23 protein-coding genes are annotated in these 25,429 nt (G+C 68.6%); 17 read left to right on the top strand and 6 right to left on the bottom strand.

Annotated features, from left to right (window positions below):
• Positions 1–8: 8 nt before the first annotated feature.
• Genes OCT48_RS16755 through OCT48_RS16735 form a run of 5 tightly spaced genes read left to right on the top strand, consistent with a single transcriptional unit; the run spans position 9 to position 8,092 of the window.
• The gene (locus OCT48_RS16755) at positions 9–296 is read left to right on the top strand and encodes a type VI secretion system PAAR protein (protein ID WP_263590271.1); all 288 of its coding nucleotides are present in this window, start codon (positions 9–11) and stop codon (positions 294–296) included.
• A gap of 1 nt (position 297) precedes the next feature.
• A complete protein-coding gene (locus OCT48_RS16750; protein ID WP_263590270.1) occupies positions 298–2,439 on the top strand; it encodes a type VI secretion system Vgr family protein in 2,142 nt (713 codons plus the stop codon).
• Positions 2,439–3,239: a DUF4123 domain-containing protein gene (locus OCT48_RS16745; RefSeq protein WP_263590269.1), complete on the top strand. Its 801-nt coding sequence runs from the start codon at positions 2,439–2,441 to the stop codon at positions 3,237–3,239. Before OCT48_RS16750 ends, OCT48_RS16745 begins: the two co-directional genes overlap by 1 nt.
• 30 nt (positions 3,240–3,269) lie before the next feature.
• On the top strand, positions 3,270–6,878 hold the full coding sequence (locus OCT48_RS16740) for a hypothetical protein (protein ID WP_263590268.1): 3,609 nt from the start codon (positions 3,270–3,272) through the stop codon (positions 6,876–6,878).
• Complete coding sequence (locus tag OCT48_RS16735) at positions 6,875–8,092, top strand: hypothetical protein (protein WP_263590267.1); 1,218 nt, start codon at positions 6,875–6,877, stop codon at positions 8,090–8,092. Before OCT48_RS16740 ends, OCT48_RS16735 begins: the two co-directional genes overlap by 4 nt.
• A 235-nt stretch (positions 8,093–8,327) precedes the next feature.
• On the opposite strand, the gene OCT48_RS16730 is transcribed toward OCT48_RS16735, so the two are convergent.
• Positions 8,328–9,527, bottom strand: coding sequence for a pyridoxal-phosphate-dependent aminotransferase family protein (locus OCT48_RS16730; protein WP_263590266.1), 1,200 nt, complete (start codon positions 9,525–9,527; stop codon positions 8,328–8,330).
• Positions 9,528–10,093: 566 nt separating this feature from the next.
• Here OCT48_RS16730 and OCT48_RS16725 point away from each other — a divergent pair.
• The 3 genes from OCT48_RS16725 (at position 10,094) to OCT48_RS16715 (ending at position 11,777) form a co-directional block, all read left to right on the top strand.
• A complete protein-coding gene (locus OCT48_RS16725) occupies positions 10,094–11,005 on the top strand; it encodes a hypothetical protein (RefSeq protein ID WP_263590265.1) in 912 nt (303 codons plus the stop codon).
• A gap of 89 nt (positions 11,006–11,094) precedes the next feature.
• A complete protein-coding gene (locus OCT48_RS16720; protein WP_263590264.1) occupies positions 11,095–11,466 on the top strand; it encodes an STAS/SEC14 domain-containing protein in 372 nt (123 codons plus the stop codon).
• Positions 11,463–11,777, top strand: a complete 315-nt coding sequence (locus OCT48_RS16715; protein WP_263590263.1) for a cupin domain-containing protein — start codon at positions 11,463–11,465, stop codon at positions 11,775–11,777. The genes OCT48_RS16720 and OCT48_RS16715 overlap by 4 nt, the downstream gene beginning before the upstream one ends.
• 33 nt (positions 11,778–11,810) lie before the next feature.
• Here the strand turns inward: OCT48_RS16715 and OCT48_RS16710 are convergent, their stop codons facing one another.
• From OCT48_RS16710 to kynA, 3 genes are all read right to left on the bottom strand, one after another.
• Positions 11,811–12,305, bottom strand: a complete 495-nt coding sequence (locus OCT48_RS16710) for a copper chaperone PCu(A)C (protein ID WP_263590262.1) — start codon at positions 12,303–12,305, stop codon at positions 11,811–11,813.
• Between the two features lie 93 nt (positions 12,306–12,398).
• The gene (locus tag OCT48_RS16705) at positions 12,399–14,051 is read right to left on the bottom strand and encodes an acyl-CoA dehydrogenase family protein (protein WP_263590261.1); all 1,653 of its coding nucleotides are present in this window, start codon (positions 14,049–14,051) and stop codon (positions 12,399–12,401) included.
• Between the two features lie 117 nt (positions 14,052–14,168).
• On the bottom strand, positions 14,169–15,029 hold the full coding sequence (kynA, locus tag OCT48_RS16700) for a tryptophan 2,3-dioxygenase (protein WP_263590260.1): 861 nt from the start codon (positions 15,027–15,029) through the stop codon (positions 14,169–14,171).
• 144 nt (positions 15,030–15,173) lie between these two features.
• Between kynA and OCT48_RS16695 the strand changes: the two genes are divergently transcribed.
• Genes OCT48_RS16695 through OCT48_RS16675 form a run of 5 tightly spaced genes read left to right on the top strand, consistent with a single transcriptional unit; the run spans position 15,174 to position 20,240 of the window.
• Complete coding sequence (locus OCT48_RS16695) at positions 15,174–15,722, top strand: NUDIX hydrolase (RefSeq protein ID WP_263590259.1); 549 nt, start codon at positions 15,174–15,176, stop codon at positions 15,720–15,722.
• Entirely contained in the window at positions 15,719–16,645 is a 927-nt protein-coding gene (locus OCT48_RS16690; protein ID WP_263590258.1) for an AAA family ATPase, read from the top strand. The genes OCT48_RS16695 and OCT48_RS16690 overlap by 4 nt, the downstream gene beginning before the upstream one ends.
• Positions 16,642–17,595: a DUF58 domain-containing protein gene (locus OCT48_RS16685; RefSeq protein WP_263590257.1), complete on the top strand. Its 954-nt coding sequence runs from the start codon at positions 16,642–16,644 to the stop codon at positions 17,593–17,595. The genes OCT48_RS16690 and OCT48_RS16685 overlap by 4 nt, the downstream gene beginning before the upstream one ends.
• On the top strand, positions 17,592–19,730 hold the full coding sequence (locus tag OCT48_RS16680) for a DUF3488 and transglutaminase-like domain-containing protein (RefSeq protein ID WP_263590256.1): 2,139 nt from the start codon (positions 17,592–17,594) through the stop codon (positions 19,728–19,730). Before OCT48_RS16685 ends, OCT48_RS16680 begins: the two co-directional genes overlap by 4 nt.
• A gap of 24 nt (positions 19,731–19,754) precedes the next feature.
• Positions 19,755–20,240: a glutathione peroxidase gene (locus OCT48_RS16675; protein ID WP_263590255.1), complete on the top strand. Its 486-nt coding sequence runs from the start codon at positions 19,755–19,757 to the stop codon at positions 20,238–20,240.
• 15 nt (positions 20,241–20,255) lie between these two features.
• Here the strand turns inward: OCT48_RS16675 and OCT48_RS16670 are convergent, their stop codons facing one another.
• Positions 20,256–20,645 (bottom strand): hypothetical protein, encoded by a 390-nt coding sequence (locus OCT48_RS16670; protein ID WP_263590254.1) that lies wholly within the window; start codon positions 20,643–20,645, stop codon positions 20,256–20,258.
• Positions 20,646–20,806: 161 nt separating this feature from the next.
• On the opposite strand from OCT48_RS16670, the gene fabV reads away from it, so the two are divergent.
• From fabV to OCT48_RS16655, 3 genes are all read left to right on the top strand, one after another.
• Positions 20,807–22,018, top strand: coding sequence for an enoyl-ACP reductase FabV (gene fabV, locus OCT48_RS16665; RefSeq protein WP_263590253.1), 1,212 nt, complete (start codon positions 20,807–20,809; stop codon positions 22,016–22,018).
• A gap of 53 nt (positions 22,019–22,071) precedes the next feature.
• Entirely contained in the window at positions 22,072–22,281 is a 210-nt protein-coding gene (locus OCT48_RS16660) for a hypothetical protein (RefSeq protein ID WP_263590252.1), read from the top strand.
• Positions 22,282–22,404: 123 nt separating this feature from the next.
• Positions 22,405–23,382: a GlxA family transcriptional regulator gene (locus OCT48_RS16655; RefSeq protein WP_263590251.1), complete on the top strand. Its 978-nt coding sequence runs from the start codon at positions 22,405–22,407 to the stop codon at positions 23,380–23,382.
• A gap of 7 nt (positions 23,383–23,389) precedes the next feature.
• Here OCT48_RS16655 and OCT48_RS16650 read toward each other — a convergent pair whose 3' ends face one another.
• Positions 23,390–24,022: a class I SAM-dependent methyltransferase gene (locus tag OCT48_RS16650; protein ID WP_263590250.1), complete on the bottom strand. Its 633-nt coding sequence runs from the start codon at positions 24,020–24,022 to the stop codon at positions 23,390–23,392.
• A 189-nt stretch (positions 24,023–24,211) separates the two neighbouring features.
• Between OCT48_RS16650 and OCT48_RS16645 the strand changes: the two genes are divergently transcribed.
• The gene (locus OCT48_RS16645) at positions 24,212–25,426 is read left to right on the top strand and encodes an aspartate aminotransferase family protein (RefSeq protein WP_263590249.1); all 1,215 of its coding nucleotides are present in this window, start codon (positions 24,212–24,214) and stop codon (positions 25,424–25,426) included.
• The last annotated feature ends 3 nt before the right edge of the window (positions 25,427–25,429 follow it).

Here is a 25,429-nt window from a genome sequence, read left to right as displayed (position 1 = left end):
GACGACGCATGGGACGCAAGTTCGTATTGCTGGGGGATCTCGGCACCGACCACGAGGGCTTTCCCCCCACGCCGGTGACCGCCGGCAGCCCCACGGTGATGATCGACGGCAAGCCGGTGGCCCGTCAGGGCGACCCCCTGGCGCCCCACGACAAGCCGGACCACGGCCCCCACCCGCGCGCCATCGCCGGCGGCTCGGGCAGCATCCTGGTCGACGGCAAGCCCGCCGCCCTCACCGGGCATGCCGTGGACTGCGGCGGCGTGGTGATCGGCAGTGCCAGCGGGGAGGGCAGCTGACATGGCCGACCGTAGCGGACTGCAGTTCACCCTGAGCCTGGCGGGAGCCGGCGAGGCCGACCTGGCGGTGATCGACTTCACCTTTGATGAGGCGCTCTCGGCGCCCTTCCATCTGTGCGTGCGCTTCGCCAGCCGCGCCGCCGACCTCTCGCCGGAGGCGCTCCTCGACCGCCCGGCGAGCCTCACCGTGTGGCAGGACGGCGTCGCCCAGCGCCGGGTCCACGGCATCGTCAGCGAGTTCGGCCGCGGCGACCGCGGCCATCGCCGCAGCCATTACGAGGTGGTGATCCGCCCCTCGCTGTGGCGCCTCTCGCTGCGCCAGAACGCGCGGATCTTCCAGCGCGTCTCGCCGCTGACCATCCTCAACACCCTGTGCGAGGAGCGCGGCCTGACGGACGTGGCCTTCGCGGTGACCCGCGAGCCCGCCGAGCGCGAATACTGCGTGCAGTATCGCGAGACCGACCTCGAGTTCGTCGAACGCCTGGCCGCCGAGGAGGGGCTCTTCTACTTCCATGAATTCGAGGATGCCGACCTCGGCGCCCACCGGCTGGTGTTCGCCGACGATCCCCAGGTGCTCACCGGGCTCGGCGAGCGGACCTACCATCATCGCGCCGGTGGCAGCGCGCCCCGGCGCCACCTGCGCCGGCTGACCCAGACCGCCCGGGTGCGCCCGGCCCGCGCCCAGCTCAAGGACTACAGCTTCAAGCAGCCGGCCTACGGCCAGCTCCACGATCACCAGGGGGAAGCCCTCGAGGCCCACGCCCAGCGTGGCGTCGTTGATAGAGGGTACGAGCACTACGACTACCCGGGTCGCTACAAGGCCGACGCCTCGGGCCAGGCCTTCACCCGCCACCGCCTGGAGCACCTGCGCCACGACGCCCTGACGCTCGACGGCGAGAGCGACCTGCCCGAGCTGGCCCCGGGCACGCGCTTCACCCTGGCCGACCACGACGTGGATGAGCTCAACCGCGGCTGGCAGGTCATCAAGGTGATCCACGAGGGCGAGCAGCCCCAGGCCCTGCAGGAAGATGCCGTCGGCGTGACCGCCGGGGATCGCGATGGCCAGCGCGGGCGGGCAGGCTCGGAAGCCATGACTCGCTACCACAATCGGCTCATGCTCACCCCGGACGACGCCGCCTGGCGCCCGGCGCCGCGGCCCAGGCCGCGGGTCGACGGCCCCCAGGTGGCCTTCGTGGTGGGCCCCGAGGGCGAGGAGATCCACTGCGACGCGCATGGCCGGGTGCGCTGCCAGTTCCCCTGGGATCGCTATGCGGCTCCGGACGAGACGGCCAGCGCCTGGTTGCGCGTCAGCCAGGGCTGGGCCGGCGGCGGCTACGGCATGATGGCGATCCCGCGCATCGGCCACGAGGTGATCGTCTCCTTCCTGGAGGGCGACCCGGACCAACCGCTGATCACCGGGCGCACCTACCACGCGGTGAACCCCCCGCCGTACCCGCTGCCGGAGCACAAGACCCGCACCGTGCTGCGCACCCAGACCCACCAGGGCGAGGGCTTCAACGAGCTGCGCTTCGAGGACCAGCACGACCAGGAACAGATCTGGCTGCACGCCCAGAAGGACCTGGAACTGCTCACCGAGAACGACCGCACCGAGGAGATCCGCCGCGACAGCCACCTCAAGGTCAAGCGCGACCGCATCGGCGAGCTCGACCGCGACGACCACCTCACCGTGCACGGCGAGCGGCGCACCCGGGTCGACGGCGACGACCACCTCAGCGTGGGCCAGACCCGCCACGAGAAGATCGGCCGCGCCCAGCTCGTCGAGGCCGGCAGCGAGGTGCACCACAAGGCCGGCATGAAGGTGGTGGTCGAGGCCGGCGCCGAGATCACCCTCAAGGCCGGCGGCAGCTTCGTGAAGCTCGACCCCAGCGGGGTGACCATCGTCGGCCCCAGCGTGAAGATCAACTCCGGCGGCAGCCCCGGCTCGGGCACCGGGCAGAGCGCCCAGGCGCCGATCCTGCCGGGGGAGGCGACGGAGGAGACGCATGAGGCGATCGAGCCCGTCACCCACGAGGCGCTTCTGTCGGCATCGGCCGAGGAGGCCAGCGTCGTGCAGCTTTGCCAGAAGCAGACCGACGGCAGCTGTCCCCTGGCTGACTGCCCGTGTCGTAACAGGGCGGGCTGATGCGCTACTCGCTGGGGCTTCCGGAGACGGCAGGGCGGCGTTACTGGCTGGTGGAAACCGCCAGCCTGCCGGAGCATGAGGTACTGCGTCGATTCTACGAGGCGGTCGAGGCGCCCGCGTTTCGCTGGCTCTACGAGGGAACGGCGCACGATGCCTTGAAGGATGCCGGCCCGGTCCTGCTGGACGTGACCGAGGCGCCTGAGTTCCTGGCCGAGCGGCTGGACGCCTGGGGCGATATGGCGTCGGTCGTCATCGATGCGCTGCTGTCGATCGATGAGCTGCAGGCCCACCTGGCCGGTTTTGTCACGGCACGACTCGAGCCGGAGGGCGAGGGACTATGGCGCTTTCATGAGCCGATGGCGTTGCACCTGCTGCTGGGGGAGGGGCTGTTGGGCCATGCCCATCGGGCCGCCATGCTCGGCCGCGAGGCGCGCTGGCATTGGCCGATCTGCCGCTGCCATGACGGCTGGCTATTCGAGTCCGCCGTCTCTTATTCCGAGTCGGCCAGTGTGCACTTGCCGCTGACGCTTGAGGCAGAAACGGTAAGGCGATTGTCCGGACTTCAGCAGCTGACGCGCCTCATGCCGGTGCTGGCCGATGCGCTGGATCGCCATGAGCTGCACCGGGACGACGACAGCATCTCTGCGTTGTGGCGGGAACTGGAAAGCTACTGGCATGGCGTGGCCGAACAACGCTTTCCGGTGCGCAAAGCGGCCCAGGCGCTGGCGGAGGCCGAGCGCGAAGCCTCCTCGCTGCACGAATTTCGCGCTCGCATGCAACGGCTGGCATCGACTGAATAGCCAGGCCATCAGGGAATGAGGAAACAGGGAATGTCATCGAACCACGCCTGCCGGCCCCGCAAGCTCTATCTCGAGATCACCGGTCGCCACGGTGATAACGAACAGAATACCTATGCGCTCTATCGGGACGATCAACAAGTCGAAGCGCTGGCCGAGGACATCGCCTCCGAGGGCCGCTACGGGCCCATCGTCGAGACCACCGCCGAGTATCTGGAAGACGAGCTGGCCGATGTCCGCCTCGTGCAATGCGTCGGCGAGATCGAGGTCGAGCTGTTGCCCAGGGGCGAGGTCACCCGGACCGGGCTCGTCCCCAAACAGCGGGACTTTCAGCACAACCTGATGGTCTCCTGCGTGCCGATGCAGTACCTGGATCACGAAGAGATCGCCGCCGGCCCCTGCCGCGGTGGTTTCCTGTACGTGTTCCTCGACGGACGATTGATCCGTGAGCTGGCCATCCGCGTCGCGCCAGGCAAGGCGCCGGTCTTCATCGACAGCGACGTGGCGGGCTACCGCCGACAGGGCGAGGTCCCGGTGGTTCGCGAGTATACCGGGCCGGAACTGGCCAGCCTGCACCTGCCGTTGCGGCTGGATGGCGAGGCCGCCGACGTGCGCCTGGCCTATTCGGACCACCCTTGGCCTTGGGCGCATGTCGTCGAACTCGAGGCCGAGCCGACGCGCATTGAGCAGCGCGCCCAGCCGCTGCCGCTGAACATCACGGCCGTGGCGGCCATGCTGGACGGTCACCTGCGCAACCAGTACGAGCATGACCTGGAGATGGGTAGCGATGAGACGCAGGGCAAGGCGGCCCTGGAATGGCTGCCGCCCATGCGGGATCGCGATCCGCTCTACGAGCAGGCCCGAGGCAGTGCCCGCGACTATCTGGAAGATGTTTCGGGCGAGCAGTGGGCGGGACTGGTCCAGCAGTTGCAGGAGGAGCGGGCCTTCTTCGAGTCCGACGAGCAAGAGGCGTCGGTGCCGGAAATCGATATGCGCCGCCGCCAGCGGGACTTCGCACCGGCCCTGAGATCGACCCTGGTACAGCAGTGGAACAACGTTCGCCGCAGCGACGAGGATCGCGCGGATGACTCACTGCTCGAGTTGATCCCGGAGCCGGCCGCCGGCGAGGACGTCCTCGCATCGCTCAAGGATCAGCAGCTATGCGCGATCTTCCTGCGCGATCCCAAGCGGGCGGTCGATCAGCTGATCGACGATATCCAGGCGAATCAGGAACTGCTCTGGGTGCTCTCCGAGGGCATGAAATACCACCCTCACGGCAAGTCGGCGGAGCTGGTGCTGGCCAACTGCTTCATGCCAAATGGCCCCGATGGCCAAGAGAACCCGGTCTATCTCGACGAGTGGTTCGACCGCCGCCTCGACCGCTCCCGGGAAAGCCTGTTCGCGCGCTTGACCAAGGAAGAGGAGCGTCGCCTGACACGCCTGCGCATGGACGAGAGACTGACGTCGCTGGCCGAGATGCTCGAGGACACATCGCCCGGTGCCTTCGGTGCTGCGCTGCGCGATGCCATGCCGTTCGACGATCTCAATCACCTGGAACCCTATGCCTGGCTGTCGCGATGCCTCGAGCCGCTGATGGCGGGCATGGACTGCCTCGACCCCAAGGCCACGCCCGAAGACGTCAAGCAACTGCAGGCGCCGGCCAGGTGCCGCCAGACGTTGGATGCGCTGTTCCTCGAGGCTTCTCATCCCTTAGCCTATCTGCTGTTCGCGACAGAGCATCGGGAAGGCGACGACTGGGGCGAGAGCCATGCCCGAAACCTGGCGAAGATCTCTCGAGGCGGCACCGGAGTAGCCGATCAGGCAGGCAACGTGGCCACGCACACCGGCGATGCGTTGATTGCCCACCAGCAGCGCCTCGACGAGGAAGCCGGTGACCTGGGAGATGCCATGGGCCAATGGCGAATGGTCCTGAATGGCATGGAATCCGTGGCGACCGCCCTGCTGCCCGGCTTCCTGAATGCCTGGTCTCGCAAACAGCTGGGCGAGCGGCGAATCTCGCTGACGCTGGCCACGGATCTCGCCGACCTCCAGGGGGCGATGATGGGGGGGCTGCCCATTCGCGTGACCGACCAGAAGGGGCGGATCAACATGCTGCTGCCTGATGAGGTTCGCCCGCTGGTCGAGGAGATGGCTCAGGGGGGCGTCGCCATTCAAGCTGCCTCGGCGAATAATGCGCTGGGGGGCGAAGCGGTTTCGACCTCGTCCTCCACCGCTCAACCGCATCGGGTGTCGGGTCAGGTCACCAGCGAGCAGGCCTACCGCTGGACCCAGAGCGGCTATATCGGGCTCTGGTCGGGGCTGGTGGTGCTCGAATTATGGAATCTTTACGATAATGTTCCAGATGCCTTTGATGAAGACAGGAGTCGGCTGGATATTGCCAAAGCTGGTAGTGCGCTTCTCGATGCCACTCTGCTTACGGCACAGGGCCTTAAGCTGGCTAATGTCCGCTGGGGATGGGTTGTACAGGCCAATCAGTTTCTTGATATACGCTTTATTACAAGGCCGGGATGGCAAGAAGCCATGGGCCAAGCTGGCCAGGTCCGAGGTTTAGCCGCGTTTAGTGCGGGGCTCTTGACTGCAACCTTGGTGGCCATCAATGCCTACCAGCTCTATCAGCAGGGGCTGAAAGCCTCGGCCAGGTGGACGGCGGGCGCTAGTGGCGCAATTGCCGTGGGCAGCTATGTAGGCTCTGGCTACGGTCAGGGGTTGGCGAACGCGGCCAGGATGCAGCTGGTGCGCAATCGCTTCCTGCATGGCCTATTAGGCCTGATAGGCACGCCGCGGCCGGTGCCGGTGATGCTGGTCAGCCTCGGGGTGGCGCTGGTCTGCCAATACATGGCCACCAACGCGCGTGACGATCGTTTCTCCCTCTGGATACGCTATGGGCCCTTCGGGCATGAGGGGGATGAGCTGGCCGGTCGGCTCGAGTCCTTGGCGGAGGGTGCCGAGGACGACGAAGATGACGAGCGCTTGGCGGACAAGCACGATTATCTCACCCATCTCGAATCAGCTTCGCCCGAAGAGAGGTATTTCCAGCTATTGCAGGGGCTCTTCCAGGCTCACTTCGAGTTGGTGACGCCCGGAGAACTGATGAATATCGACCCCAGATTCCGTGACTGCGATATCGCCCTGCGGCTTACCTGCCCCGCCTTGCAGTTCGGGGAGTTCTCCTTGCTCATCCCCAACCTGATGGCCGACTATTCGGCCCCGGTACTGGATAGGCGGTTCACCTATCAGTATGCGCCCATGGATCGGCGTCGGCTCTTGGTGGAAGTCGATCAGCGAGACCCCGGCGATGCCACAGTGCGTTATCTTTGCCTGCGGCTGCCTGAGAAATGGCACCGCATGGGCGTGCCTTCGGTGCCGGGCTTTGGCGATGTGCCCGCTGACTGGCTCGCGGCCAATCAGGCAAGCTTCCGTCATGAGCCCGAGTTTCAGAATGCCTACCATCGAGGGGAGTCGCTGGTACGGCTGAGCCTGGAAGACGTCGAGGGCGAGGGCACCATCGACTATTGGGATCCCGCCGAGCGGAAACATCGAGAATTGGACGACCGGGTCAGTCTGCTGGCGCAGCCGGCGAGCCTGACCTGGCGCTGGAACACGCAAGGAGGCATAACATGACCGACGCTGCGCAGCCGGAAGAACAGGAAGGGTACGAGAAGACGGCCTTCACGGCGGATCGTATCCCCCGCCAGGCGCCGCCGCCGCCCAAGGGAAAACTGGGCAAGCTCGGTGAAGCCTTCGATATGGCGCGTTTACCTTGGGGGCATTATGTAGGTATTAACCCTTCGGAATTCGAATATGAATATTTCGGAGAGTGGTATCGTGACTATGAGTATATGGGAGAGCAGGATTTTCATGATTTTAATCATCTGAACGAATTGCGATGGTCAAAGTTTGTCGATGAAGATGTCGGTCTGATCTTTCGCTTCTTTCGCTTCTGGTTTGTTGTTGTTAGTCATGGTTTTAGTTTTATTGGTCCTGGCGGGGGGAAGGGGGGGGGGTGGTTTTTTTCAGCAATAGCTTTCGTTTTGTTGTTAATTGTTATTATTGGCGAGATTTTGCATCCAGGAAGTGGGTCTTTTTTTGATCTGGCCTTAGTCCCGTTAACAGTTTTTGCAGTTTGTGGGTTGGCCACTATATGTAAAATATTATTTGAGAAGTACAGCATTCGTTTCTATAAGAGTAACCAGAACTGGTCTGACGATGTCGCCTTCTGCCGGCGTTCCGGCTTGGTCAAGAGCTTCCAGGGAAACTTCCCCTTCTACGAGTTCGATGCCTTCATTGAAATGAGCGCGGACATGAAGGGTAACCAGTACCATACCCTCAAGGTGCGGCATCGCTATCCGCAGTTCAGCAAGGACAAGCGCAGCGGCCTGCCGTTGGAATTCACCTTCCCCACCGATACTGGCAGCATCGCCGAGCGCTATGCCATGTGGGACATGCTGAGCCGCTTCATGGACGTCAGCCAGCCGCTGCCGGACATTCCCCGGCTCGAGCCGTTTCGCCATCTCGACCCGACCACCCGGGCTTTCGACGAGGTCGGCAAGCGCGGCCGCCCGGCCACCTACTGGCGAGACCTCTACGCCAGCGTGGATGAAAAGGAACTGACACGCCTGCGGTGGGAACATCATGAGAAAGTGAACGCCGCCCCCTGGGGCAGCCGCCCCGACCTGATGGCCCAGTCGGTGCCGGGCTACGAGGACAGCTACACCGCCGAGCCTGAAGACGTCAACGCCTACACGCATGCGCCCACCAAGAATGTACGCTTCGTGGAGCGTCCGGAAGCGGCATCACCGGAAAGCCAGTCAGACCGCAACGATACCTCGCATTGAACATCGAGAGCCTCGGTGGCCGCTCGTTTCACCGAGGCACTGATGCATCGAATATCATATCGCACGGCAAGGATGCTGTGCCCATATTCTTGCCAGGGAAGGCGCGCTGTCGCCTGCTCCGGTGGTAGCGAATCTGGTAGTGGCGACTCTCCTGTCCTTGTAAGTTTGCGTGTCTCCTCTGGCTCTAATCAGTACCTGTCCCTGATTGCTTGTCCCTGATTGCTTCCTGGCTACCTTACTCTTCGGCCGATAGGGCTTGCAGATGGTTCTCCAGGGCGGCCATGCCAGCCGGTACGTCCACCGGGTAACCGAGGGCGTTAAACGTTGAACCGAAGGCATGCAGCGTGCGAAACAGGTTATGCACCCGGCACTGCTCACCCATTTGACCGATGCGTACGATGGGCGGCCCAAAGGAGCCGGCAATCTCAACCCGAAAGTGACGCGAGATGTGGGTGCAGACTGCCTTTGAATTCAGCCCCTCGGGCAAGGCAATACCCACCACAGAATTAAGCCGGGCTTCGGTGGGCACGTAGAGCGACAGTCCCAACGCCTCTATGCCACCCTGCAACGCCAGACTGCTCTTGCGGTGGCGTTGAAAACGACGCTCCAGGGTCTCCTCGCAGACCAGACGCATGGCTTCGTGCAAGGCCAGCAGACCAGACACCGGCGCGGTGTAATGATAGGAGGCTTCATGCCAGAACCGGGTGGCGAGCTGGGCGTCCAGCGTCCAGTGCGGTATCGGCACCGGGCGTTGCAGAATACGCTGCCAGGCGTGTTCGGAGAAGGCGACCAGAGAGACGCCGGGAATCGAGCTCAGGCCCTTCTGGCCACCGGTAATCACCACATCGATGCCCCAGTCGTCCATGTTCAGTTCCATGGTGCTGAGCGTGCAGACAGCATCCACAATGAGGCGGCAGTTGTACCGTTGAGCCAGAGCGCCGATGGCAGCCAGGTCTTTGTTATGGGTGGTGTTCGAGGTCTCGCCCTGAACGATGGTCATCACTTCCGGTTCAAAGGTTTGCAGAATGTCTTCAATGCGACTGACATCGGCTCTGCAACCTTCATCGATCAGCAAGCGCTCAACCTCTCCACCGGCGCGCCGGGCCATTTCGGCCAGGCGCTGTGAGAAGAAGCCATTGCAGACGCACAGTACCCGGGTGTCCTGCCACACCAGGTTGGTAACGGCCATCTCCATTGCGGCCGATCCCGGCCCAGCCACGCCCATCAGCCAGGGCGATTCGGTCTGGAAAATATAACGCCCCATCCGCTTCACCTGATCGATGATTCGCGCCATGGTCTCACCCAGGTGGTTAATGACAATACCATTCGCCGCCGCCACCGGACCAGGAATGGGTACCGGTCCGGCCCCCATCATCAACAGGGGTTCTTCGGGTAGAATCTGGTTAAGGCCATCTATATGGGGAGCTTGAATCATCCTGGGCACGTCCGGCTGGGTAGGGAAACAGTTAGGACTACAGAGCCCATATCATGAGGCGCTAACCCCACCAGAGCAATCACCAGTACGCCCTGTCAGCCTACCCTGCCCGGGCGAAAGGTCTTCTTACCGTCCCCCTGCGCGCACCTGATGTACGGCTACTGGCTTGCGCTGTTTTCCATGAGTGGCATATTCACGCTGGTTGGTCTGGGCTTCTTGGGGGCAGAGGAGGAATTGCTGAGGGCTTCGGACATCGTCTGGATGGCGATTCTCCATCTGGTGGTCTTGCCGGCTCTGGCCATCGGCTATGTCCTCTTCTACCGCGGGGTGCGCCGCCTGGCCGGCTGGCGCAAGGAGACCGTCTTCGTGCCCCGTGGAGGAACGCTTCGGGCAGTCAGGCGCTGGCGAGGCGGCGAAGGCGGCCTATCGCAGCGTGCCCTTTGCCGCTTATTCGGGATAGCCCGGCGCGGCAACCCCCCAGATGTGATGGTTCTCGCGCGCGTTGGCAAGCCACCTGGGGAGGGCTTGGCTAGGATGAAGATATCTCCCTGTCGTGGGCCCTCACGATGCCCCACTCCCACCTTGCCCGGCCGCCCATGCCTCCCGGGCCTGGCTGGCGGCGCCTCATCCGGATCGTCCTTTGCCTGGCACTGTCGTGCCTGGTGGGGGCGCCGGTCGCGGCCCAGGATGCGGCGACGCGCGAGCGCTGGCGCGAGGCCATCGCCGCCTCGCCCTTCGAGGCGCCGCTGAGCGTCGTCTCGGAGGGGCGCGCCTACGGCGTCAGCGGCAGCATCTATGCCCGCATCTCCCGGCCCTTGCCGGTGCTGACGGGGGAGCTCACCTCGGCGGCGGCCTGGTGCGAGATCCTGTTCCTGCACCTCAACGTCGAGGCCTGCCGGTACGAGGCGTCTACCGGCGGGGCCGATGCCCTGAGCGTCCATGTGGGGCGGCGAGGCTTCCAGCCCCTCGAGGAGGCACAGCGTATCGACCTGACCCTGGGGGTCCGGGTGGTGCTTCCCCAGTACCTCTCCCTCGAGCTGTCGGGCGACCAGGGGCCCTACGGTACCCGTGACTTCCGCCTGAAGCTGCAGGCGATGCCGGACGGCGAGGCGGCGAGCCTGGTCCACCTGCGCTATTCCCTGGCCTATGGCACGCCCGCGCGCCTCGCCCTGTGGGCCTACTTCAACTCCGTGGGCCGGGACCGGGTCGGCTTCACGGTGGTGGGGCGCGAGGCGGATGGTTCCCCGCGCTACGTGGGTGGCGTGCGCGGCATGATCGAGCGCAACGTGATGCGCTTCTACCTGGCCCTGGAGGTCCATCTCGCGACGCTCGACCTGCCCGAGTCCGACCGTCTCGAGACCCGCCTGCGGCGCTGGTTCGCGGCGACGGAGCGCTACCCGCGACAGCTCCACGAGCTGGACGAGGCGACCTACCTGGCCCAGAAGCGCCGCGAGCAGGCCCGCCAGCCGGCCCGTTGAGGCGGAGGGCCCGGCGAGGAGGCCGGGGCTTGTTGCCTGGACTAGGCTGGCCTTGGAGAACGTTCGCGTCAGGGAAAAAGGAGGCAGTCATGTTTCACGTAGAGCGCAAGGGCGACGATCGCCTGGATATCACCTTCGCCGGCAAGCTCGACAGCGAGGCCATGCGCGCCGCGCTGGATGACCTCCTCGAGCGGTCGGAGGGCATCGAGCACGGGCGCATGCTGTATCGCGTCGAGGACTTCCACCTGCCGACCCTCGGCGCCATCGGCATCGAGATGTCGCGCCTGCCGGGGCTGTTCCGCTTCATCGGCCGCTTCGACCGAGCGGCGGTCATCGCCGGCCAGGACTGGATCCGGCGGGCCAGCGAGCTGGAGGGCTGGCTGATTCCCGGGCTCACCATCAAGGCGTTCGGGCCGGACGAGGAGGAGCAGGCCGAGGCCTGGTTGCAGGAGGCGCCATGAAGAACCTGTTCGACGAGCTGCCCGCGGTTCTCGACGACGAGGTCTTCGAGGTGCTGGCCCGTAACGACCATGTCACCATCGAGCGCATCGTCTCCCGGGGTCAGGCCTCGCCGGCCGGCGGTGGCTGGTACGACCAGGCCCATGACGAGTGGGTCCTGGTGATGAAGGGGGAGGCCCGGCTCGCCTTCGAGCGGGGCGACGAGGTGCGACTCGGCCCGGGCGACCACCTGGTGATTCCCGCCCACCGCCGACATCGGGTGGCCTGGACGACGCCGGACACCGAGACCGTCTGGCTGGCGGTGCACTACTGAGCCCGGGGCGTCCCGGTCGACGGCAGGTGGGGCTCAGTGCCCGTGGTGGCCGTCGGCGGCGGCGCTGCCCTCGGTGGCGTCCTGTACCCAGACCTCCACCTCGACCTCGCCGCGCTCGGCGAACTCCAGGGTCAGCGGGAAGTGGTCGCCCTCGGCCAGCGGGCCGCGCAGGTCGATCAGCATCAGGTGGTGCCCGCCACCGGGGCGCATCCGTACCGGCGCATCGGGCGTGATGCGCAGCTCCGGCACCGGCCGCATGCGCATGGTGCCGTCCGTCATGGTCATGTGGTGGATCTCGACGACGTCGCTGGCCGGCGAGCGCGCGCCCACCAGCACGGCCGGGCGGTCGCCGGTCACCTCGATGTCGAGATAGGCGCCGCCGGTCATCGCGCCCGGCGGCGTGGGCGTGGCGAAGGGGTGGGCGATGCGCAGGTCCTCGGCCTGTTGCTCGTGGGCGGCGGCCAGGGACGGCAGCAGACCGGTGGCCAGCAGGCAGGCGGCGGCGAGGCGGAACGGGTGACGCGTCATGCGGGCATCCTTGTGAGGCCGTGAACTGGCCTCAGGGTAGCGGGCCGGCCGGGGCAGGCAAGGGGCGCGTTGTCGCAAGGCGACCTGCGCGGATCAGCTCGGCAGGCGGGCGAGGATCGCGTCGAGCGGCGCCTCCCGGGGCAGCACGCCGTAGGCGGGGCTCACCGCCTCGCCGAGCCGCGAACGGCAGAAGGCCTGGCCCAGCGGCGCGGGGGTATGACGCAGCAGCAGGGTGGCCTGCAGGCACTGGGCCAGGCGCTGGGTGAGCCAGCGGGCGCGGGGCTCCAGTGCCTCCGGGGCGTCGCCGAGCTGGCGTTCCAGCTCGGCCAGGGCGCGGTCCAGCTCGGGGGATTCGCCCTGCACCGCGGCGAACTCGCGGGTCATCGCCTCCCGGGCCTCGGGGTGACGCCCCAGCACCCGCAGCACGTCCAGGCAGATCACGTTGCCCGAGCCTTCCCAGATGGAGTTCACCGGGGCCTCCCGGTAGAGCCGCGCCAGCGGCGATTCCTCCACGTAGCCGATGCCGCCCAGGCACTCCATGGCCTCGGCCAGGAAGCCGGGCGCGCGCTTGTTGTGCCAGTACTTGGCCAGCGCCGGCAGCAGGCGGGCCAGGGCGCGCTCGTGGGCGTCGTCCCGCGCCGCGCCGTCGAAGGCCCGGGCGGTGCGCAGGCTGAGGGCGACGCCGGCCTCCACCTCCAGGGCGAGGTCGGCCACCAGGGTGCGCATCAGCGGCTGCTCGGCCAGCCGCTTGCCGAAGGCCTGGCGGCCCTGCACGTGGCGCCAGGCCTCGACCAGGGCCTGGCGCATCATGCCCACCGGCGCGGTGGCGGCATCCAGGCGGGTCTGCTGGACCATCGCCAGGATGGTGGCCACGCCGCGACCGGGATCGCCCACCGCCTCCGCCCAGGCGCCGCGATACTCGATCTCCGCCGAGGCATTGGCGCGGTTGCCGCACTTGTCCTTGAGACGCTGCAGCTCGATGGGATTGCGGCCGCCGTCCGGCGCGAAGCGTGGCACCAGGAAGCAGCCCAGGCCGTCGTCGGTCTGGGCCAGGGTCAGGAAGGCGTCCGACATGGGCGCGCTGCAGAACCACTTGTGCCCGGTCAGCCGCCAGCCACCCTCGACTCGCTCGGCCCGGGTGGTGTTGGCGCGCACGTCGCTGCCGCCCTGCTTCTCGGTCATCGCCATGCCGAAGGTCAGGGCGCTCTTGCGGGGGGCGGGCAGCGCCCGGGGATCGTAGTCCCAGGCCAGCAGGCCCGGCGACCACTGGGCCAGCACGCGCGGCGAGGCGCGCAGCACCGGCATGGCGGCATGGGTCATGGTCACCGGGCAGCAGAAGCCGGGCTCGGCCTGGGTCAGCAGGTAGAGGGCGGCCACGTGGGCCTGGTGGCCGCCACGGCCCTCCTCCTGCCAGGCCACCGCCTGCCAGCCATGGTCCATGGCCAGGTGCATCAGCTCATGATAGGCGGGGTGGTAGACCACCTCGTCGAGGCGACGGCCATGGCGGTCGAAGAGGCGCAATTCGGGGGGATGCCGGTTGGCCGCCTCGCCGAGGGCCTGCACGCGGCGACTGCCGACCTCCCGGCCCAGGGGGGCCAGGCGCCGGGCCACCCAGTCCGGGGCCTCGCGGCGCAGGGCTTCCTGCAGGGGCTGGTCGTCCGCCAGGGCGTCACGGTCCTCGGCCGGGGCGGGCTGGTTGAGCACCTGGTGGGTGGCCAGCCGGTCGCGGGGGGCATGATCCTGCATGGCGCGCCTCCGGTGCACGGGTTGCCTTGAGCATGGTGGCTGCCGGCGGCCCGGTCAAAATCCCCCGGACTGAGGCCGGTGCGGCCCGCCGTTGGGCGCCGCCGCAGGGGCCCGGCCTCACAGCGAGGTGCGCACCGACCACAGCTCCGGGAAGAACTGCAGCTCGAGGGCCTTGACCAGGTAATGGACCCCGGCGGTGCCGCCGGTGCCGCGTCGGTAGCCGATGATGCGCTCCACCGTCTTCATGTGGCTGAAGCGCCACTTCTGGAAGTTGTATTCCAGGTCCACCAGCTTCTCGGCCAGCTCGTAGAGTTCCCAGTGCTGCGCCGTGTCGCCATAGATCTCGGCCCAGGCCGCCTCGACCTCGGGGGAGGCGACGTAGGGCTCCGACCAGTCCCGCTCGAGGTGGCCCTCGGGAATGTCGAAGCCGCGCCGCGCGAGCAACTGCAGGACGATGTCGTAGAGGCTCGGGGCCTGCAGGGCCGCCTTGAGGTGCGCGTAATGGCGCGCATGCCCGCGATGGGCCTCGATCATGCGGGCATTCTTGTTGCCCAGCAGGAACTCGAGCTCCCGGTACTGGAAGGACTGGAACCCGGAGCTCTGGCCGAGCTCGTCGCGAAAGCTCATGTAGTCCGCCGGGGTCATGGTGACCAGCACTTCCCAGGCCTTGATCATCTGCTCCTGGATCCGTGCGACCCGGGTCAGCATCTTGAACGCCGGACGCAGGTTGTCCTGGCGAATGTGCTCGGCGGCGCCATGGGCCTCGTGCAGGCACAGGCGCATCCACAGCTCCGAGGCCTGGTGGATGATGATGAACAGCATCTCGTCATGCTGGTCGGACACCGGATGCTGGCAGTCCAGCAGTCTCTCCAGGGCCAGGTACTGGCCGTAGCTCATGTCCTGGTCCCAGTGGATGCCCTCGCTCTCCAGGTCCACCTGTCGCTTGCGCTCGGTCTCCCGGGCTGGTTCGTCGTGCATCGTCGCCTCCGGATGGTGGGGTTGGGCCGTCACAGGGATATCACTCAGACTGCACGCAAGCGATGATCCGCGCCATCGCCGATACCGGGCGTGACGCTTCGCGCCTGACTGAGTAGGCTGAAGGCATTTCCCCGGAGACCCGTCATGACCGACGATACCCTGGTGTCCCCGCCGCTGCCGGCGCCGCATATCGCCGACGAGAGCATCCAGCTGGTGGATGCCCGCAACCGTCCCTGCGGCAGCGCGTCCCGGGCCACCATGCGACGCTTTCGCTACTGGCATCGCGCCACCTACATCGTCGTGCGCAATCGCCGGGGCGAGCTCTGCGTGCAGCGACGCACCCTGACCAAGGAGGTCTTTCCCGGCGGGCTCGACCTGGCCGCCGGCGGCGTGGTCGAGGCCGGGGAGGCCGTGCACCGCGCCGCCCGCCGCGAACTGGCCGAGGAGCTGGGCATCGAGGGCGTGCCGCTGCGCCATGCCCTGGACTTCACCTATGTCGGCGAGGGCCACCATATCTTCGGCAGCGCCTACCGGGTCGACTACGAGGGCCCCCTGCGCCTCCAGGCGGAGGAGGTCGCCGAGGTATTCTGGCTGCCGCCGGCCGAGGCCCTGGCCCTGGAGGGGGCCACGCCGGACACCCGCCAGGCGGTGGCGGCGATGCTCGCGGCGGGCTGGCTGGAGGATGCCGCGTGAACCGGCCGGTGGCGCGGGAGGGCCTGGCGGCGGTGCTCGCCGGCCTCGAGGGCGTGGTGCTGGGCAAGTCCCGGGAGGTGCGCCTGGCGCTGTGCTGCCTGCTGGCCCGCGGCCACCTGCTGATCGAGGACCTGCCGGGATTGGGCAAGACCACCCTGGCCCAGTCCCTGGCCCGGGTCACCGGCCTCGACATGCAGCGGCTGCAGTTCACCAGCGACCTGCTGCCCGCCGACGTGCTGGGCGTGTCGGTGTTCGATCCCCGCGAGGCCAGCTTCCGCTTCCACCCGGGGCCGATCTTCCACGGCCTGGTGCTGGCCGACGAGATCAACCGGGCCACCCCCAAGACCCAGAGCGCGCTGCTCGAGGCCATGGAGGAGAGCCGGGTCACGGTGGAGGGGGAGACCCGGGACCTGCCCGATCCCTTCTTCGTGATCGCCACCCAGAACCCCCAGGAGCAGGCCGGCACCTTCCCCCTGCCGGAGTCCCAGCTGGACCGCTTCCTGATGCGGCTCTCGCTGGGCTACCCCGACCCCCGGGCCGAGCGCGAGATCCTGCGTGGGCGGGCCGGCCGGGCCACCCTCGAGATGCTGCCGCCGCTGCTCGATGCCGGCACCCTGCGACGCTGGCAGGATCGCTGCGAAACCATCCATGTGGCCGAGCCGCTGTTCGACTACCTCCAGGCCCTGGCCGCGGCCAGCCGCGAGCATCCGGAGCTGTCCTGGGGGCTCTCGCCCCGGGGCGTGCTGTCGCTGCTGCGGGCCGCGCGGGCCTGGGCGCTGCTGGCGGGCCGCGACCACGTGCTGCCCGACGACGTCCAGGCCGTGTGGGTGCCGGTGGCCGGGCACCGGCTGAGCAGCGGGCGCCGCGAGACGGGGGAGGCCGTGGCGCGGCAACTGCTCGAGCGGGTGCCGGTGGTGCGATGACCCTGGCGCGGTCCGCCCCCGTCTCCTGGCGCGAGCGCCTGCGCCGGCACTGGCAAGGCCGCCTGTCCTCGCCGCTGGGCGAGCCCCTGCCCCAGAAACGCCTCTTCCTGCTGCCTACCCGCTTCGGCCTGGGCTGGGCGGCACTGATCCCCGTGCTGGTGCTGTTCGGCATCAACTACCAGAACAGCCTGGCCCATGCGCTGGCCTTCTGGCTCTTCGCCCTGGGGGTGGTGGTGATCCTGCGCGCCTGGCGCAACCTGCTGGGGGTGCGCCTCGCGCTGCGCCTGCCCGCCGAGGTGTTCGCCGGCGGCGAGGCCCGCCTGGGGATCGTCGCCAGCGCCCGGCGACCGCGCACGGCCCTGCGGGTGAGCGCCGAGGGCGGGGCGGCGTGGCTGGACATCCGCGCCGGGCATGGCAAGACCGAGCTGGCCTTGCCGGTCCCGCGGCGCGGGGTGGTCCGGCTGCCGGTGCTGCGGCTGGAGACCCGCTGGCCCCTGGGCCTGGTGCGGGCCATGGCCTGGCAGGACCACGACACCGAGCTGCTGGTCTGGCCCCGTCCCCTGGTGGAGGAGGCGTCCGCGCACCGGCCGGGAGGGCAGGGCCTGGATACCGGGGATTTCGCCGGGCTGCGGCGCTTCGTGCCGGGCGACAACCCGACCCGCCTGGCCTGGAAGCAGTGGAGCCGCACCGGCACCCTGGCCACCAAGGCCTTCGAGGCCCCGCCCCGCGAGAACCTGTGGCTCGACTACCAGGCCTGCCGCGGTGATCCCGAACGTCGACTCTCGGTGCTCTGCGGGCGGGTGCTGGCCCACCATCGGGCCGGCGACCGCTATGGGCTGCGCCTGCCCGGCCAGGTGCTGGCGCCGGGAGAAGGCGAGGCCCACCGCCGGGCCGCCCTCGATGCCCTGGCGCGCTGTCAGCCGCCGGGGCTGTCGGAGCTGTCCCCGTGAGCCGCGCGCGCCGGCCGGCCTCGCCGGTCCTGCTGGCGGACGGGCACCGCCTCGGCGGCGTCATGCTGCGCCAGCTGTTCCTCGGCCAGTGCCTGGTGCTGGCCCTGCACCTGGCCTGGGTGCCGGGCTGGCTGGCGGCGATGGCGGTCGCCGTGGCCGGCTATCGCTATCTCCAGCTGCGCCGCGACCTGCCGCGCGCCAGCCTGGTGCTGCGCCTGGCGGCGGTGGCCGGCCTGGTCCTGGCGCTGTGGGTGCACTACGACGGCTTCGGCGGCATGGAGTCGCTGATCGGCCTGCTGCTGGGCATCTACCTGCTCAAACTGCTGGAGACCCAGAATCGTCGCGATGCCCGGGTCGTGGTGATGATCGGCCTGGTCACGGTGACCGTGGCCTTCCTCCATGACCAGGGCATGCTGATGGCCCTGGCCGCCCTGGTGACGGTGGCCTGGCTGCTGCAGTCGCTGGTCTGGCTGTCGGGGGCCCAGGACGCCCGGCACGCCTGGCGGGAGACCGTCTGGCTGCTGGGACTCTCGGCGCCGCTGATGGCCGTGCTGTTCCTGGTCTTTCCGCGCATGGAGCCGCTGTGGAGCATGCCCCAGATGGGCCGAGCCTCCACCGGGCTCAGCGACCAGATCGCCCCGGGCGACATCGCCGAGCTCTCGCGCAGCGATGCCCGGGCCTTCCGGGTCGCCTTCGAGGGGCCGGCGCCACCCCCGGGCGAGCGTTACTGGCGGGTCTATACCCTCTCGCACTTCGATGGCGTGCGCTGGAGTCGCGCCACGCCGTCGCAGCTCGCGTTGACCCTGGGGCTGCCCCTGTCGCGCTTCGTGCGCGAGGGGCGCCGCACCGCCTGGGGGGCGCCCGGCGGCGAGGCCCCCTACACCCTCGAGCTGCTGCTCGAGCCCGACAGTCGGCCCTGGCGACCCTCCCTGGGGGCTCCCCGCTCGGTCGACTCGCCCCAGCGCTTCCTGGCCGATGGCACCCTGGAGGGCCGGGAGCCGCTGCGGGCCCGCAGCCTGCTGCGACTCGCCAGCAGCGGGGCGCCGCCGGCCTATCCGGACCCCGCCGGCGCGGCCTGGCACACCCTGCTGCCGGCCGAGACCAATCCCCGCACCCGGGCGCTGGCCAAGCGCCTGTGGCGCGAGAGCGGGGCCGACCCGGAACGCTACCTGCGTGCCGTTCTGGCGCGCTTCGGCGAGGCTCCCTTCCGCTACACCCTGTCGCCGCCGCGGCTGACCGGCCGTGACCGCGTCGACGACTTCCTGTTCGCGACCCGGGCGGGGTACTGCTCCCACTATGCCTCGGCGACGGCCGTGATGGCCCGCACGGTGGGCATCCCGGCGCGGGTCGTGGCCGGCTTCCAGGGCGGCGAGCGACACCCCGACGGGCACCTCACCGTGCGCGAGTACGATGCCCATGCCTGGGTCGAGATCTGGCGGGACGGGGCCTGGCGGCGCCTCGACCCCACGGCGGCGATCGCCCCGGAGCGCATCGAGCGGGGCGCCGGGGCCGTGCGCGAGGGGCGCGAGGCCTTCCTGGCGGACGCGCCCTTCTCGCCGCTGCGCCTGCGCGAGATCGGCTGGGCCAACCAGCTGCGCCTGGAGTGGGAGCGGCTGGAGTACCGCTGGCAACGCGGGGTGATCGGCTATCACCGCGAGGCCCGCGATCGCCTGCTGGCGGGACTGCTGGCCGCGCTGGAGGCGTGGCTAACGGCGCTGCGCGCGCTGGGGGCCTGGACGCTCGTCCTGGGAGGCGCGCTGGGCCTGGCTGGGGGGCTGCTCGCCACGCTGGGCCTGCGCGGGCTGTATCGCTGGGCCACCGGGCGGCGGGGCGATGCCTGGCGCATCCAGCGCCTGCAGGCCTGGCTGGCCCGGCGTGGGCGGCCGGCGCTGCCGGGCGAGTCGCCGGCCGCCCACCTGCGGCGCCTGGCCCCCGAGGCCGGCGCCGCCGGGCCGGCGCTGCTGGCCGCTGCCGAGGCGTTCGAGCCGCTGGTCTACGCCCCCCTCGCCGCCTCCGAGCGGCGACGCCTGCGGCGTCGTCTGCGGCGCCGCCTCCGAGAGGTGCGCCGCGATCTGCCGCGGCGGCCCGGTAGCGGCGCCGGGGCTGGCGCCACGGGGCCGGAAGTGGCATCGTGAGGGGACAGATAGCGAGCACGCGCCATGAGCATCCATGATCACGATTGCCGCACCCACCGCGGCGAGCCCTTCAACCTCCGTGCCCTGCGCGGCCAGGTGCTCCTGATCGTCAACGTGGCCAGCAAGTGCGGCTTCACTCCCCAGCTGCGGGACCTCGAGCGGCTCTACCGGCGCTACCGCGACCGGGGGTTCACCGTGCTGGCCTTTCCCTGCAACCAGTTCGCCCACCAGGCGCCGGAGACGGCCCAGGCCTTCTGTGCCTTCGGCGAGCGCGAGTACGGCGTGACCTTCCCGCTGATGGAGAAGATCAAGGTCAACGGTGCGGACGCCCACCCGCTGTTCGTGGAACTCAAGCGCGCGGCCCCGGGCGTGTTCGGCACCGGCATGATCAAGTGGAACTTCACCAAGTTCCTGGTGGGCCGGGATGGCCGGGTGATCCGGCGCTTCTCGCCCCGCGACGGGGCGGAGGTGCTGATCGAGGCCCTGGAGCAGGCCCTCGACGAGCCCTGAGGCGGAGCGCCTCCGTCAGTGTCCGGTCTCGCCCCGGGCCACCGCCACCCGTTCCATCAGTTCGCTCCAGCGATGGCGGGCCATCATGGTGGTCAGCCCCGAGAACAGGGCCCAGCTCTTGCGCCGCCAGCCGGTGAGCCGCAGGTTGTGGGCCACCAGCTGGCGCATCAGCTTGTGGTCGTCGAAGCGACGCCACTCCCCGGCCACCGACATCTGGTGGCGTGCCAGCACCGGCGCCAGCTCCAGGCGGAACACCCACTCCAGCTCGTGCAGCGTCAGGTCATGGCGCTGGATCACCTCGACCATGCGGGCGTAGTCGGTTTCCCGCGGTTCCCGCTCCAGCCACAGTGGCGCCAGGGTCAGCCAAAGCTCGCCGCGCTCGTCGACGAGGGTCTGCGCGTCCATGGGATTCTCCTGCTAGGGGCGTGTCGAGCATCCTGCCCCAGCCGCCCGCATCGCTCAAGGGCGGACAGCCCGGGCCCGGGCCGCTAGAATGTCGCCACTGACGAATGCCATGTAACAGGGCCGCGCCGTGGCGCGCCCCGGAAGCCAAGAAGAGGTCTGTCGTGATCATCAAGCCCAAGGTACGCGGTTTCATCTGCACCACCACTCATCCCGTCGGCTGCGAGAAGAACGTGCTCGAGCAGATCGAGGCGACCCGGGCGCGTGGCCTGGACAAGAGCGCCGGGCCGAAGAAGGTCCTGGTGATCGGGGCCTCCAGCGGCTACGGCCTCTCGGCGCGCATCACCGCCGCCTTCGGCTATGGCGCCGACACCCTGGGCGTGTTCTTCGAGAAGCCGGGCACCGAGAAGAAGCCGGGCACCGCCGGCTGGTACAACGCCGCCGCCTTCGACAAGTTCGCCAAGGCCGAGGGCCTGTACAGCAAGGCGATCAACGGCGACGCCTTCTCCCACGAGGCCCGCGAGAAGGCCATCGAGCTGATCAAGCAGGACCTCGGCCAGGTCGATCTGGTGGTCTACTCGCTGGCCTCGCCGGTGCGCAAGCTGCCGGACAGCGGCGAGCTCAAGCGCTCGGCCCTCAAGCCCATCGGCGAGACCTACCGGGCCACCGCCATCGACACCAACAAGGACACCATCATCGAGGCCGAGGTCGAGCCGGCCACCGAGCAGGAGATCGAGGACACCATCGCCGTGATGGGCGGCGAGGACTGGGAACTGTGGATCGATGCTCTGGATAAGGCCGGCGTGCTGGCCCCGGGAGCCCGGTCGGTGGCCTTCAGCTACATCGGCACCGAGATCACCTGGCCGATCTACTGGCATGGCGCCCTGGGCAAGGCCAAGGAGGATCTGGATCGCGCCGCCGGCGAGATCGACAAGCGCCTGGCCGGGCAGGGCGGTGGTGCCAACGTGGCGGTGCTCAAGTCCGTGGTCACCCAGGCCAGCGCGGCCATCCCGGTCATGCCGCTGTATATCGCCATGGTCTACAAGGTGATGAAGGAGCAGGGCCTGCACGAGGGCACCATCGACCAGCTCAACCGCCTGTTCGCCGAGCGTCTCTATCGTGGTGAAGGGCAGGGCGGCAGCCGCGAGACCGACGAGGCGGGGCGCCTGCGCCTCGATGACTGGGAGCTGCGTGACGATGTCCAGCAGGCCTGTCAGGACCTCTGGCCCCGGGTGACCACCGAGAACCTCTTCGAGATCACCGACTACGCTGGGTACAAGCACGAGTTCCTGAAGCTGTTCGGCTTCGAGCGGAAGGACGTCGATTACGACGCCGATGTGAATCCCGTGGCGGAATTCGATGTCGTAAACCTGTAAGGCCCCGGTTCGCCGGCGGCCTGTCCCGAGATCCGCGAACCCAGGAGGTCGGTATGGATACCAGGGAAAGCAAGACGCCGGAAGAGGAACTGGAGCACTTCAAGGAGGTCAGCCAGCCCGAGGACTACGAGCACCCCGAGCCCGATGAGGACCAGCCCGAGGCGCATCAGGCCCCCCAACGCCTGACCTGGCTGCTGCCGGTGCTCATCGTGGTCGTTGCGGTGGTGGTCATCGGGCTGCTGGTGATCGGCCTCGGCGACTGATCCCGCCGCGCCGGTCTCGTGGCACGACGCCGGGCTCCGGGCCCGGCGTCGGCGTGTCCGGGCGGCTGTCGCGACGGCTGGCTTTGGATAGAATAAGGCCTTTCCCCGCAACGAGAGCGCCCCATGCCCGACTCCCCGATCGCCTCATCGACCATGCCGGTGTCACGGCATGTGGGGGTCGTGGTGTTGCCCGGCTTCTCGCTGCTGGCCCAGGCCTGTGCCACCGAGCCGCTGTTCGTGGCCAATCGCCTGGAGGGACGCAGCCTCTACCGCCTGTCCACCTTCGCCGTCGACGAACGCCCCGTGGCCAGCGCCTCGGGGCAGGCGCTGATGCCCCAGGCCGTCGCCGGGGAGCCCGACCAGGCCCTGGACATGCTGCTGGTCTGCGCCCCCGGGCCGCTCGCGGGCAGCGTGCCGGCGGGCCTGCTCGACTGGTTGCGGCGCCTGGCCGCCGCCCGGGTGGTGCTGGGCGGGATCGGCGGTGGCACCGAGGTGCTGGCCCGGGCCGGGGTGCTCGATGGCTATCGGGCGACCCTGCCCTGGCCGCGCTTCGCGGCCTTCGCCCGGGACTATCCGCGGGTGCGCCTGTCGCAGCAGCTGTTCGAGATCGATCGTGACCGCCTGACCTGTGGCGGCGGCACCGCCGCCATGGACATGATGATGACCCTGGTCGGCAGCCAGCACGGCGGGGAGCTGGCCGAGCGGATCTCGGAGCACTTCGTTCTGGAGCGCATCCGCATGGGTGACGAGCCCCAGCAGGTGCCGCTGCGCACCCGCCTTGGCCATGCGCCCCAGAGCCTGGTGGACGCCGTGGCGCTGATGGAGTCCAACATCGAGGAGCCGCTGACGACCCATGAGCTGGCCGAGCACCTCGGCATCTCGCGGCGCCAGCTCGAGCGACTCTTCAAGAAATACCTGCAGGCGGTACCCAGCCGCTACTACCTCAACCTGCGCCTGCAGCAGGCTCGCAAGCTGCTGCGCGAGAGCGACCGGCCCGCCGGCGAGATCGCCCTGCAGACCGGCTTCTCCTCGGCGGCGCACTTCTCCACCGCCTATCGCAACCACTTCGGCATCACCCCCCGGGAGGAGCGCCTGGGCTGAGCCCGGGTCACGGCCTGGAAGCGGGCCCCTTGCGTGCCAGCAGGGCGCGGAACAGCGAGCCCATCAGCACCGGCCGGTCGGCCTCGATCACGAAGCCGGCGCGCTCCAGCAGCGGCCGGGCCTGGCGGGTGATGTCGGTGGCGATCGCCGAGGTGACCAGGTTCAGCGCCCGCCGGCCGGGGCCGGCCGGGCGCTCGTCGGCCTGGAACTTGTCCATCACGCCCAGCTGGCCATGCTCGGCCAGCACCCGGTGGGCCTCGGCCAGGCCTCGCACCGGGTCCGGCATCACCGCCAGGATCAGGTGCATCACCACCACGTCGAAGTGGCCATCGGGGTAGTGCAGGGCCTCGGCGTCCATCACCTCGCTCTCCACGTCCCGCCCCATGGCCTCGGCGCGGGCGGCCAGGCGCTGCACCATGGCCGGGGACAGGTCGGTGGCATGCAGCTCGATGTCCCGCGGCAGCCAGGGCAGGTCGAGCCCGGTGCCGGCTCCGACCAGCAGCACCCGCATGCCCGGCTGCCAGTGCACCTGGGCCAGCGCCTGGCGGCGCGCCTCGCGAAAGGTGCGCTCGGCGACGTGGTCGTAGAGCGGGGCATAGAGGCCGTAGCGCAGGCGGTTCCAGGCCGTGGTGTTGAGCATCCGGGTATTCTCCTCGAGCAGACCCCTACCATAGCCGATCCCGCGGTGGCGCGTATCGACGGCCGGCCGCACTGCCTTTTTCACAATTCGCCGTCCCATTGCTGAAAGCCCCCCGCCTGGGGGCTCCCTATACTCGAGTGAACTTGGATTCATCCTGACGAGCCTCGGCTCGCGACAACGGAGAGTGACATGACCCAGACCCCGACCCGCACCGATTTCGACCAGTACATGGTGCCCAACTATGCGCCGCAGAAAGCCATTCCGGTGCGCGGCGAGGGCAGCCGCCTGTGGGACCAGGAAGGCAAGGAGTACATCGACTTCGCCGGCGGCATCGCGGTGAACTCCCTGGGCCATTGCCATCCGGTGCTGGTCGATGCCCTCAAGGAGCAGGCCGACAAGCTGTGGCACCTCTCCAACGTCTACACCAACGAGCCGGCCCTCAAGCTGGCCCGCACCCTGGTCGAGCGTACCTTCGCCGACAAGGTCTACCTGTGCAGTTCCGGCGGCGAGGCCAACGAGGCCGCGCTCAAGCTGGCGCGCCGCTGGGCCCACGACACCCATGGTGAGCACAAGCACCGCATCGTCTCCTTCTACCAGTCCTTCCACGGCCGGACCTTCTTCACCGTCAGCGTCGGCGGCCAGCCCAAGTACTCCCAGGGCTTCGGCCCGGTGCCGGGCGGCATCGTCCACGGCGAGTTCAACGACCTCGACAGCGTGCGCGAGCTGATCGATGGCGACACCTGTGCGGTGATGGTCGAGCCGATGCAGGGCGAGGGCGGTATCCTGCCCGCCGACCCCGAATTCCTGAAGGGGCTGCGCGAGCTGTGCGACGAGCACGACGCCCTGCTGGTCTTCGACGAGGTGCAGACCGGTGTGGGCCGCACCGGCTCGCTGTTCGCCTACATGGAATACGGCGTGACACCGGATATCCTGACCAGCGCCAAGTCCCTGGGCGGCGGCTTCCCGGTGGGCGCGATGCTGACCACCGACCGCATCGCCCCGGCCATGGCCATCGGTACCCACGGTTCCACCTACGGCGGCAACGCCCTGGCCTCGGCCGTGGCCCTGGCCGCCGTGGAGCACATCGACACCCCCGAGGTGCTGGGCGGCGTCAAGCAGCGCCACGACCTGTTCCGTGAGCACCTCGAGGCCATCAACCGCAAGCACGGGGTGTTCAAGGAGATCCGCGGCATGGGCCTGCTGATCGGTGCCGAGATGAGCGACGATTACCAGAATCGCGCCAAGGACATCCTGCCGCTGGCCATCGAGGAGGGCCTGATGGCGCTGGTCGCCGGCCCCAACGTGCTGCGCATGGCGCCCTCGCTGGTGATTCCCGAGACCGACATCGCCGAGGGCATGGCGCGCCTGGAGCGGGCGGTCGCCCGGATGGTGGCCGCCCAGTGAGCC

It is taken from the genome of Halomonas sp. M4R1S46 (assembly GCF_025725685.1).
Lineage (GTDB): Bacteria > Pseudomonadota > Gammaproteobacteria > Pseudomonadales > Halomonadaceae > Halomonas.
This window is presented reverse-complemented; position numbering and strand designations above follow the sequence as displayed.